Below are 9,866 nucleotides of genomic sequence, written 5' to 3'. Positions count from 1 at the left end.
GCGGGCGGCACCGGAGCCGCCGGGGCGGCGGGCGGCGCGGGAGCGGGGCCGGGGCCGGCGGCGTCTGCGGGGTGCTTTTCCATGTCCACGTCGGCCAGCATAGCGAGACACGATAGATCGCGATAGCCGCTGGTGAGCCTTACCTCACAGACACGGCCGAGCCGGGAGGTTCTACGCTGGTTAGCCGCGCTGCCACATCGGACGCCAGCGCTGTCTGCCGAGTGAGGATTGGCCACATGCCGGAGTTCGCGTACACCGACCTGCTGCCCTTGGGCGAGGACACCACCCCCTACCGGCTGGTGACCTCCGAGGGCGTCTCGACCTTCGAGGCCGACGGCCGTACGTTCCTCAAGGTCGAGCCGGAGGCGCTGCGCAAGCTCGCCGAGGAGGCCATCCACGACATCCAGCACTTCCTGCGCCCCGCGCACCTGGCCCAGCTCCGCCGCATCATCGACGACCCGGAGGCGAGCGCGAACGACAAGTTCGTCGCCCTCGACCTGCTGAAGAACGCCAACATCGCGGCGGCCGGCGTGCTGCCGATGTGCCAGGACACGGGCACGGCGATCGTCATGGGCAAGCGCGGCCAGAACGTCCTCACCGAGGGCGGCGACGAGGCGGCCCTCTCGCGCGGCATCTACGACGCCTACACCCGGCTGAACCTGCGCTACTCGCAGATGGCCCCGCTGACCATGTGGGAGGAGAAGAACACCGGCTCGAACCTGCCCGCGCAGATCGAGCTGTACGCGACCGACGGCGGCGCGTACAAGTTCCTCTTCATGGCCAAGGGCGGCGGCTCGGCCAACAAGTCCTTCCTCTACCAGGAGACCAAGGCGGTCCTCAACGAGGCCTCCATGATGAAGTTCCTGGAGGAGAAGATCCGTTCGCTCGGCACGGCGGCCTGCCCGCCGTACCACCTGGCGATCGTCGTCGGCGGCACCTCCGCCGAGCACGCGCTCAAGACCGCCAAGTACGCCTCCGCCCACTACCTGGACGAGCTCCCCCGCGAGGGCTCCGCGCTGGGCCACGGCTTCCGCGACGAGGCCCTGGAGCAGCAGGTCTTCGAGCTGACCCAGAAGATCGGCATCGGCGCCCAGTTCGGCGGCAAGTACTTCTGCCACGACGTCCGCGTCGTCCGCCTCCCGCGCCACGGCGCCTCCCTGCCGGTCGCCATCGCCGTCTCCTGCTCCGCCGACCGCCAGGCCGTCGCGAAGATCACCGCCGAGGGCGTCTTCCTGGAGCAGCTGGAGACCGACCCGGCGCGCTTCCTGCCGGAGACCACGGACGAGCACCTGGACGAGACGGCCGACGTGGTCCGCATCGACCTGAACCAGCCGATGGACGACATCCTGGCGACGCTGACGAAGCACCCGGTCAAGACGCGCCTCAGCCTCACCGGACCCCTGGTCGTGGCCCGCGACATCGCGCACGCCAAGATCAAGGAGCGGCTGGACGCGGGCGAGGGCATGCCGCAGTACCTCAAGGACCACCCGGTGTACTACGCCGGCCCGGCCAAGACTCCCGAGGGCTACGCCTCCGGCTCCTTCGGCCCGACCACGGCCGGCCGCATGGACTCCTACGTCGAGCAGTTCCAGGCGGCGGGCGGCTCCAAGGTGATGCTGGCCAAGGGCAACCGCTCGCAGCAGGTGACCGACGCGTGCGGCGCGCACGGCGGCTTCTACCTCGGCTCGATCGGCGGCCCGGCGGCGCGCCTGGCGCAGGACTGCATCAAGAAGGTCGAGGTCCTGGAGTACGAGGAGCTCGGCATGGAGGCGGTCTGGAAGATCGAGGTCGAGGACTTCCCGGCCTTCATCGTCGTGGACGACAAGGGCAACGACTTCTTCCAGAACCCGGCCCCGGAGCCGACGTTCACCCACATCCCGGTACGCGGTCCGGGCCTGTAGCCCGCGGCGCCGAGGGCCCCTCCCCGTCCGGGGAGGGGCCCTCGCGCATGTCCGGCCCGGGCGCGGACGCCCGGCCGGGTTAACGTCGGGGTCACAGGCCCGCACCTGGCCGTTCACCCCGGTTCGCAAGGATTCCCGCATGGCAGCGACGACCACCGCCCCCTCCCACGAGACCGCCCGCGCGATCCGCGTGGTCGCGCACCGGGGGGCCTCCCACGAGTACCCCGAGCACACCATCGAGGCCTACCGGCAGGCCATCGCCGACGGGGCCGACGCCCTGGAGTGCGACGTGCGGCTGAGCGCCGACGGGCGGCTGGTGTGCGTGCACGACCGGACGGTGGAGCGGACCTCCGACGGGCGCGGGGTGGTCTCCGAGCTCACGTACGAGCAGCTCGCCGCGTTCGACTTCGGCGGCTGGAAGGGCGCGGAGCACCGGGGGGCACGGGTGCTGCTCTTCGAGGACCTGCTGAAGGAGGCCCTGGCGGCGGACCGGCCGGTGGGGCTGGCGGTGGAGACCAAGCACCCCACCCGGGCCGGCGGCCGGCTGGAGGCGGAGCTGGTGCGGATGCTGAAGGAGTACGGGCTCGCGGACGGCTCCGACGGCCGGGTCGAGGTGATGAGCTTCTCCCGCAACGCGCTGACCCGGCTGCACCGGCTGGCCCCCGGGCTGCCGTCGGTCCACCTGATCGAGCGGCGGCTGCGCGCCCCCCGGCCGCCGTTCGCCGGGCACGCCGGTCCGGGGATCGACCTGGTGCGCCGGGATCCGGGGCTGGTGGGGCGGCTGCGGGCCAAGGGGCTGCGGGTGCGGGTGTGGACCGTGGACGAGCCCGAGGACGTCGAGCTGTGCGTACGGCTGGGGGTGGAGACGATCATCACCAACCGGCCCCGCGAGGTGCGCGCGCAGCTGGAGGGCGTCCGGGCGGACAGCGTCCGGTAGCCGCCCGTGTGACGGTGTGTCATTGGCTGGTTCGCACCCGTGACAGCCGGCCCGCGAGGCTCGAACGTATGCCGTGGCGTGCCCGGCGGTATATCCGCCCGGGGCATGCCGTTTGGCCGACGACGGACAGGCGCCCACCGGCGCCGTGGCGCGGGCGAGGGTGACTGGGGCATGGCCGCAGAACAGCAGGACGAACGTTCCGCCGGTGGCACCGCCCCTGACGACGAACCCGGTGGCAGACCCGGTGCCGGGGAGGGCGAGCCGAGGTACCTCGTCCTCGGCCCGCTGGAGGTGCGCCGGGCGGGCGCGGTGTGCACGCCGAGCCAGCTCAAGCGGCGCGCGCTGCTGGCGATCCTGCTGCTGCACGCCAACCGGCTGGCCTGCGCGGAGATGCTGATCGAGGAGCTGTGGGACGGGCATCCGCCCCGCTCGGCGCAGGCGACGCTGCAGATGTACGTGTCCGGGCTGCGCCGGACGCTGGACCCGGGGCACGGCCGTGCCGGGGGCGACCCCCGCCGCCACCCGGTGCTGCGGACGGCCGGCTCCGGCTACGTGCTGCGCGTGGAGCCCGGCGAGCTGGACCTGGACCGCTCCCGGGCCCGGGCCGCGCGCGGCCGGGACCTGCGGACGGCGGGTGACTGCGCCGCGGCGAGCGCCGCCTTCTCGGCGGCCCTGGCGATGTGGCGCGGGCGGCCGCTGGCCGACCTGGGGCCCGCGCGGCTGCCGGCGTACTACGCGGTGCGGCTGGAGGAGGAGCGGCTCGCGCTGGTCCAGGACCGGATCGGCGCCGACATCTGCGCGGGCCGGTCCCGGGAGGTGATCGCCGAGCTGGCGGAGCTGTGCGCGCGCCATCCGCTGCGGGAGGAGTTCCACGAGCAGCTGATGCTGGCCCTGGCCGGTTCCGGGCGCCGGGCCGAGGCCCTGGACGCGTACGCCCGGGTCCGGCGGGTGGTCGTCGAGGACGTCGGGATCGAGCCGGGGCCGGGGCTGCAGGCGGTGCAGCGCGCGCTGCTGGGCGGCTTACGCCCGACCGGCCCCGAACACGGCCGATGTCCCGGACCGCGGCTCCTCCAGCCCACCGCGAGCTGAACCCCCACCCGACCGGCCCCACCGCCGCACGACCCGCCCGACCGGCCCCACCGCCGCACAGCCCGCCCGGCCGCAGCCCGCCACAGCCGGAGCCGCAGAGCCGGGGCCGGGGACCGGGACGAAGGGAGCGCCCTATGTCAGGTGCCAGTCCAGGCGGCGGCGGTAGTGGACGAGCGGGGCGGCTTCGCGGACGGTGGATTCGGCCACCTCGCCCAGCAGGACCACGTGGTCCCCGTGCGGGAACACGGCGGCGGCCCGGCACTTGAGGTAGACGGGGACGTCCGCGATGCGGGGCCTGTCCTCGTCCCAGTCCCAGGCCACGCCCGCGAACTTGTCCTCCGCGCGCCCCGCGAACACCCGGGCGAGGGCCTCGTCGGCGGCGCCCAGCAGGTGCACCCCGAAGGGGGTGCCCACCCGGGCCTCCATGGCCCGGTAGGTGCGCGAGTCGCGCGAGAGGGCCAGCATGACGGACGGCGGGGCCACGCTGTAGGAGCTGACGGAGGACACCAGCAGCCCGCACGGGCTCCCGTCGGCCCGCCGCGCGCTGACCACGGCCACCCCGCAGACCAGGCGGGCCATGGCCTCGGTGAACCGGTCCACGGGGTCGGCCGGGACCGCCTCCCCGCTCCCCCGCCGCTCCCGGCCCGGCTCCCGGCCCGTCTCCCGGCTCCGCTCCCTGCCCGTCCCCCGGCTCTGCTCCCGCTGCCGCACGCTCATCCGCCGCGCTCCGGCTCAGACGGCGCTGCGCTCGGCGGCGCGCCGGCAGGCGTCCCGGCGTTCGAGCGCGTCGGCGTCCCCGGTGGCCGCGTACACGGCGTCGAAGTCCGCGGCGGCCCGGGCGAAGGAGCCGGCGGTCTCGTGCACCACGGCCCGGTTGAAGCGGAACTCGGGCCGGTCGGCCAGCTCGACCGCCCGGTCGAAATCGGCCACGGCCGCCCCCAGGTCCCCCTCCCCGTAGGCCAGTTCGCCCTTGATCGCCCAGGCCTCGGCCAGCCCGGGGTCGCTCGCGAGCGCCGCGTCGAGGGCCTCGGCCGCCTCCTTGGTGCGGTCCGCCTCCGCGAGCAGGCGGCCGCGCAGGCAGAGCAGGTGGGCGTGGTCGGGGGCCAGGGCCAGTCCGGCGGCCACGTCCGCCAGGGCCGCCCCGGGGTCGCCGAGGTCGGCGAGCAGCCCGGCCCGGGCGAGGAGGGCCTCCCGGTTGTCCGGGTCGAGTTCCAGGGTGCGGGCGAAGTCGGCGAGGGCGCCGTCGGTGTCGCCGAGTTCCAGGCGGGCGTCGCCGCGGTTGTAGTACGCCTCGGGGAAGGGGGGCTCCAGGGACAGGGCCCGCTCGTAGTCGGCGATGGCCTCGGCCGGGCGGCCCAGCTTGCGCAGGATGTTGCCGCGGTTGAAGTAGTGGTCCGCGAAGTCGTCGTCGGCGTCCATGATCTCGCCGTAGTCCTCCAGCGCCGCTTCCAGCCGGCCGGCCATGCTGTTGACCTGGGCGCGGTTGTAGCGCAGGCCGACCTGGTGCCAGGTGCGCTCGCCGAGGCCGAGTTCCCGGTTCAGCCGCTCGATGCCCTGGTCCAGCAGGCGCAGCGCCTCGTCCGGGCGGCCGTCGCGGACCTCGACGAGGGCGAGGCCGTTGCGGTTGAAGACGGAGTAGAAGGCGCGTTCCTTGGGGTCGGGCAGCAGGTCCGCGATGGAGATGGCGGTGTTGACCCAGGCCCGGGCCCGGCGGGGGTCGCGCCGCTCCTCGGGGTAGTGGCGGGCGTAGAGCATGCCGATCTCGTAGGCGAGCTTCATGTGGTGCGCGGGGCTCTGGGTGGCCGTGCGCGCCTCCTCCTGGAGGACGGCCGACTCGTCGGGGCGGCCGGCGGCGGCGAGGCAGACCCCGGATTCCCGGATGAAGATCCACCACAGGTCGGGGCGCCGCTCCGGGTCGGTCAGCCGCCTTCCCTCGTCCCCGAGTTCGGCCGCGACGTGGTAGAAGCCCAGGTACTTGCAGCGGAGCATGGCGGCGCGCAGGGCCTCGACGCCGGCCCCGCCGGGGTCGCTGCCCCGCACCAGGTGGAACGGGAGGGCGCCGAGGCGCAGCGAGGGCTCGGCCTCCTCGGCGCGGGCGGCGAGTGCGGCGGCGCGGGCGTCGTGGAGGGCGGTGCGCGCTTCGGCGGGGAGGGCCTCGTAGGCGGCGGCGAGGGCGGGGTCGTCGTCGGTGCAGTCGCCGTCCACGTAGCGGCGTACGGCCTCGGGGCCCGGTTCGGCGGCCGGGCCGGCCGGGGTGTCCGCGGCGGCGGCGGTCTTCGCCGTGTGGGCGGCGAGGGCGGCCGGCAGGGAGAGGGAGGGGAAGCCGGGCGGGTCGAGGAGCTCGGCCGTGCCCGTGCACAGGACGAGGGTGAGCAGGTCGGGCGGGATCCGGCGGAGGGCGGCGGCCAGGAACTCCTGGTCGGTGACGTCGGCGTGCTGCACGTTCTCCACGACGAGGGTGCGCGGGCCCGCGCCGGCGTCGGCGAGGGCGGCGAGCAGGAAGTCGACGATGCCGTGGGCGACGCGCAGGGAGTGCAGGCGGGCCGGGTAGCGGCTGACCTCGCCGGCCGTGGACTGCTCCTCGATGTGGTGGGTGACCGGCGGGACGAGCGGGGCCAGCTCGGGGGTGCTCTCCTGGAGCTCGATGTAGTGGCGGGCGGCCAGTTCGGGCCGTCGTCGCAGCGCCTCGGGGGCCAGCAGCCGCAGCAGCGTGCCGGCCGCGGTGTACGGGCCGCGCAGGCGGCGGTGCGCGTCGACGGCGGCCAGGAGCGGCGGCAGGTCGAGGCCGGCCAGCAGGGCGGCGCGGGCGGGGCGGTGGGGTGCGGAGATCCAGTGGTGCCCGGTCATGGGCCCGCCTTTCGGAAGAGGCCCGCCGGGGGTGGTCCCGTCAGGCGATGACGTGGTGGAGCCGGGCCCGCCGGCTGCGCAGGCGCTCCCTGGCGGCGAGCCAGAGGGCGAAGGCGATCTGGCCGAAGGTCAGGACGAGGAAGACGGCCGCGTCGGTCAGCTGGACCCAGGTGGCGCGGCCGGCGGCGAAGCGGTCGAGCGAGGCCGAGGTCATGGCGAGGAAGACCGGTCCGACGCCCCACAGGAAGGTGGCCAGGCTGACGGCGTACCCGATGGGCAGGAGCCAGGAGTACCAGCGGGCGGCCCGCCGGTCGACGGGGTGCCACAGGGACTCGTCGGTGAGCCGGTCGGTGCGCCCGAGCAGCCGGTTGACGCGGTTGGCGAGCATGCGCACGGCCGTGGTGTGCAGGTCGACGCAGCCGAGGACGGTGGTGATGAGGACGTAGATGTCGGTGCGCAGGTAGAGGAAGAACTGCCAGAGCAGCCGGATGAAGGTGGTGAAGGCGACCGCCAGGCAGATGCGGCCGGTCAGTCCGTGCGTGAGGCCGGCCGTGACGACGGCGAGGGCGATCAGGACGACGTCGGCGACCATTCCGGCGAGGATCGGCAGGTAGCGCTTGCGGCGTTCCACCCCGGCGAGGCCGTCCAGGGAGGTCTCCACGACGAGGAAGTAGAAGCGGTACGACATCCTCGTGCGCGAGCGGATGCCCAGGCGGCGGCCGGCGAGCGCGTGGAAGATCTCGTGGACGGCGATGAGCGGGATCGCCACGACGAACAGGACGAGGGTGATCACCGCGTAGTAGTGGCTGAAGACGAGGTCGTCGGGGGTCGGCAGGAGGCCGGGGTCGCGGACGACGGTGACGGCCGCCCAGGCGACGAGGAGCGCGTACGCGGTCCAGGCGGCCGGGGAGAACGCGGCCTTGCCCAGCCGCTGCCAGCGCACGGGCGCGACGGCCGGCTCCGGTTCGCCCTCGGTGCGGACGAAGCCGAGCTCGTGCAGGGCCTCGACCACGTCGGCGACGTCGGCGCGTTCGCCGTACTCGGCCTCGTACCAGTCGGCGGCCTCCGCGGGGGTGGCGCCCTCCTGGAGCCGGCGGACGAGTGCGGCGCCGTCGGGCGGGAAGATCGCGTAGGACTCGGTGTCGCGGCGGCCGATGGTGACCTCGTCGCCGTCCTGGAGGTAGACCAGCGGATGCAGCGCCAGTGGGGTGTCGTCCGTGCTGGTGTGGCCTGGCTCCGCCATGGCGGGGGCTCCGTCTCTCGTGGGCCGGGCCCGGACCGGTGGGGGCGTCCCCGATGTGCGCGGGGACGCCCCTTGCTCGAACGCGCCCGGGGTGCGGTTACGCGGGGCTCGGGTAGTGCGAGCACGCGGAAGAGGTCAGGCGGACCGGACCGGCCTTGCGGATCTGGATCTTCTTCATCTCGAAGCACCTCCTTCGGAGGGTGGGTGGGGGTGGGACGCGTTCCATGCTGCTGACCGGCTCCAGAAGTTCTCCAAACCGCGGCCAAAACCGCTGGAGGCCGGGGTCAGGGGAGCAGGGTCACGCGAAGCGCTGGCCGGCCGAGCCGTTGCAGGTCTGCAGGCGCAGCTGCTCGTGGGCGGCGGCCACCGTCAGGCACAGGGCGGGGGCGGCGGCGGGGTGCAGGGTGGCGCCGTCGCGGACGAACTGCTGGTTGGCGCCGCCGTGGCAGTTCCACAGGATCAGGCCGGTGCCGGCCGTGTAGGTGGCGCCGGGGACGTCGACGCAGCGGTCCTGGCTGAGTCCGGCGTGGAGGGACTTGTTCGCGGAGTCGTACCACCAGTCCTGGTTGCGGCCGCCGTGGCAGTCCCAGCCGACCACCTTGGTGCCGTTCGCGCTGGAGCCGCCGAAGGAGTCGAGGCAGTTGCCGGTGGCCTCGTTCTTCAGGGGCTTGTAGAGGTCGTCCCAGGCGCCGGCCTGCAGGACGGGGGTCCCGGTGCTGGCGGGGTCGGCGCAGGAGGCCTCGCGCAGGCCGGAGGCGTAGAGCTGGGTGAGGCAGGAGGCGAAGGCGCCGTGGCCCCGGTAGTTGGGGTGGAACGACTGGCGGGCGGTGTTCTCGTCCCAGGGGAAGTGGTCGCCGAGGTCGAGGTAGAGGCCGCGGGCCCAGGTGTCCTCCATGCAGACCTCGTGGCCGTGGAAGAGGCGCGAGTTGTCCAGGTAGGTGGCGCCGGCGGCGAGGGCGGCGGTGCGCATGCCCTTCTCGAAGGTGGGGACGGCGTAGTTGCGGCCCCAGGCGGCGTCGGAGTCGTAGCCGGCGCAGCCTCCGGGGAGCTTGCCGGGGAAGTCGGGGTTGTCGTTGAAGTCGGGGCCGATGGGGCTGGGGTAGCCCATGACGACGAGCTTGTAGTCGGAGTCGGCGTAGCCGGCGTCGCGCATGACGGTCTTGAGGTCGCCGATGGTGGCCTCGACCTTGGGCACCAGCCCGTCGACGCGGGCCTGCCAGCCGGGGCCGTACTTGGGTTCGCAGGTGCCCTGGCTGAGGACCCAGCGGGTGACGCAGTCGGTCATGACGGGGCCGAACTGGAGGTCGTCGTTGGCGCCGGCGACCAGGACCACCATCTTGATCCTCGTGTTGCGGGCCTTGACGGCCAGGTTGTCGCTCTGCACCAGCTCGTCGGCGTACTGCTTGCTGCCGCCGATGCGGATGTTGCCGGTGTAGCCGCCGGAGCAGGCGACGTTGAAGGTGAGGTCGGCCGGGATGCCCGTGCGGTGGATGGCGGAGTCGGGCGAGCGGTGGCACTGGTTGGCGGAGGTGTTGGTGGCGGGGTCGTAGTTGCCGACGCCCTCGCCGGAGATCTCGCTGTCGCCGAGGGAGATGAGCCCGGTCTTGCGTTCGGCGAGGGGGCGGATCGCGGGGTCGCCGTAGATCTTGGTGGCCTCGGCGGCGCGGATGGCTTCGAGTTCCGGTGACAGGGGTGTGATCGCGCCGGATGCGGCGGGGGCCGCTTCGGCCATGGGGGTGATGGCGGTGACGCCCCCGAGGGCGGCCAGGGCCGCCGCGACCACGGCGAATGTAGATCTGAACCTGGGTTTCGCATGCGAACGAGCCATGTACTGCCTCCCCGATAGCGG

7 protein-coding genes are annotated in these 9,866 nt (G+C 73.8%); 3 read left to right on the top strand and 4 right to left on the bottom strand.

The features are described from left to right. Window positions 1–236 precede the first annotated feature (236 nt). From ACFVXK_RS20770 to ACFVXK_RS20760, 3 genes are all read left to right on the top strand, one after another. A complete protein-coding gene (locus tag ACFVXK_RS20770; protein WP_366454540.1) occupies window positions 237–1,901 on the top strand; it encodes a fumarate hydratase in 1,665 nt (554 codons plus the stop codon). Between the two features lie 139 nt (window positions 1,902–2,040). Next, complete coding sequence (locus ACFVXK_RS20765) at window positions 2,041–2,838, top strand: glycerophosphodiester phosphodiesterase (protein ID WP_389613713.1); 798 nt, start codon at window positions 2,041–2,043, stop codon at window positions 2,836–2,838. A 171-nt stretch (window positions 2,839–3,009) separates the two neighbouring features. Next, window positions 3,010–3,927: a BTAD domain-containing putative transcriptional regulator gene (locus ACFVXK_RS20760; protein ID WP_389613711.1), complete on the top strand. Its 918-nt coding sequence runs from the start codon at window positions 3,010–3,012 to the stop codon at window positions 3,925–3,927. Window positions 3,928–4,059: 132 nt separating this feature from the next. On the opposite strand, the gene ACFVXK_RS20755 is transcribed toward ACFVXK_RS20760, so the two are convergent. The 4 genes from ACFVXK_RS20755 to ACFVXK_RS20740 form a co-directional block, all read right to left on the bottom strand. After that, window positions 4,060–4,644, bottom strand: a complete 585-nt coding sequence (locus ACFVXK_RS20755) for a flavin reductase family protein (protein WP_389613709.1) — start codon at window positions 4,642–4,644, stop codon at window positions 4,060–4,062. Window positions 4,645–4,659: 15 nt separating this feature from the next. Beyond that, complete coding sequence (locus ACFVXK_RS20750; protein ID WP_389613707.1) at window positions 4,660–6,774, bottom strand: tetratricopeptide repeat protein; 2,115 nt, start codon at window positions 6,772–6,774, stop codon at window positions 4,660–4,662. 40 nt (window positions 6,775–6,814) lie between these two features. After that, on the bottom strand, window positions 6,815–8,017 hold the full coding sequence (locus tag ACFVXK_RS20745; protein ID WP_389613705.1) for a hypothetical protein: 1,203 nt from the start codon (window positions 8,015–8,017) through the stop codon (window positions 6,815–6,817). Window positions 8,018–8,315: 298 nt separating this feature from the next. Next, on the bottom strand, window positions 8,316–9,845 hold the full coding sequence (locus tag ACFVXK_RS20740; protein WP_389613703.1) for a ricin-type beta-trefoil lectin domain protein: 1,530 nt from the start codon (window positions 9,843–9,845) through the stop codon (window positions 8,316–8,318). Window positions 9,846–9,866 lie beyond the last annotated feature (21 nt).

The organism is Streptomyces sp. NPDC058157, from assembly GCF_042884105.1.
Classification (GTDB): domain Bacteria; phylum Actinomycetota; class Actinomycetes; order Streptomycetales; family Streptomycetaceae; genus Streptomyces.
The sequence above is the reverse complement of the archived record's forward strand: the minus strand, read 5'-3'. Positions and strand labels throughout refer to the sequence as shown.

What these genes read in the sequence shown, in the direction of transcription:
- ACFVXK_RS20770 (WP_366454540.1), top strand. Translation starts at nt 237, where the DNA reads ATGCCGGAGTTCGCGTACACCGACCTGCTGCCCTTGGGCGAGGACACC.
- ACFVXK_RS20765 (WP_389613713.1), top strand. Translation starts at nt 2,041, where the DNA reads ATGGCAGCGACGACCACCGCCCCCTCCCACGAGACCGCCCGCGCGATC.
- ACFVXK_RS20760 (WP_389613711.1), top strand. Translation starts at nt 3,010, where the DNA reads ATGGCCGCAGAACAGCAGGACGAACGTTCCGCCGGTGGCACCGCCCCT.
- ACFVXK_RS20755 (WP_389613709.1), bottom strand. Translation starts at nt 4,644, where the DNA reads ATGAGCGTGCGGCAGCGGGAGCAGAGCCGGGGGACGGGCAGGGAGCGG.
- ACFVXK_RS20750 (WP_389613707.1), bottom strand. Translation starts at nt 6,774, where the DNA reads ATGACCGGGCACCACTGGATCTCCGCACCCCACCGCCCCGCCCGCGCC.
- ACFVXK_RS20745 (WP_389613705.1), bottom strand. Translation starts at nt 8,017, where the DNA reads ATGGCGGAGCCAGGCCACACCAGCACGGACGACACCCCACTGGCGCTG.
- ACFVXK_RS20740 (WP_389613703.1), bottom strand. Translation starts at nt 9,845, where the DNA reads ATGGCTCGTTCGCATGCGAAACCCAGGTTCAGATCTACATTCGCCGTG.